Source organism: Gilliamella sp. Occ4-3, from assembly GCF_001690675.1.
In the GTDB taxonomy this organism is placed as follows: Bacteria; Pseudomonadota; Gammaproteobacteria; order Enterobacterales; family Orbaceae; genus Gilliamella; species Gilliamella bombi.
The window spans coordinates 1-314 of record NZ_LZHR01000075.1 but is presented as its reverse complement, the minus strand read 5'-3'; the positions used below and the strand labels follow the sequence as shown (position 1 = coordinate 314).

Genomic DNA, 314 nt, shown 5'->3' with positions numbered 1-314 from the left:
TTTATTATAGAAATTAATTCAGGATCAGATTTAACATTAATTATTTCCACCATATCTTTTGAATTTAGACCTAACTTATTCTTTTCCACTGACATAATTAACCCCAACCATTTAGCATTAGTTTTATGTCTAATAACCTGATAGTTAGGATAATTTTCAAAAGGGTTGTCAATTTGAATATTATTCAAAGTATGAGCATATTCAATTAATTTATTCTTAAAGCTTATTGTCATTTTTTCTTTTTCAATTCACCCAATCTAATACAATAATATAAACAGCTTATTTAATATATAACATACTAATTAAGCCTTATA

1 pseudogene is annotated in these 314 nt (G+C 23.6%); it reads right to left on the bottom strand.

Annotated elements, in window-relative coordinates:
- Positions 1-233, bottom strand: a pseudogene (locus A9G44_RS13715) (MmcQ/YjbR family DNA-binding protein); the annotation flags it as partial.
- Positions 234-314 lie beyond the last annotated feature (81 nt).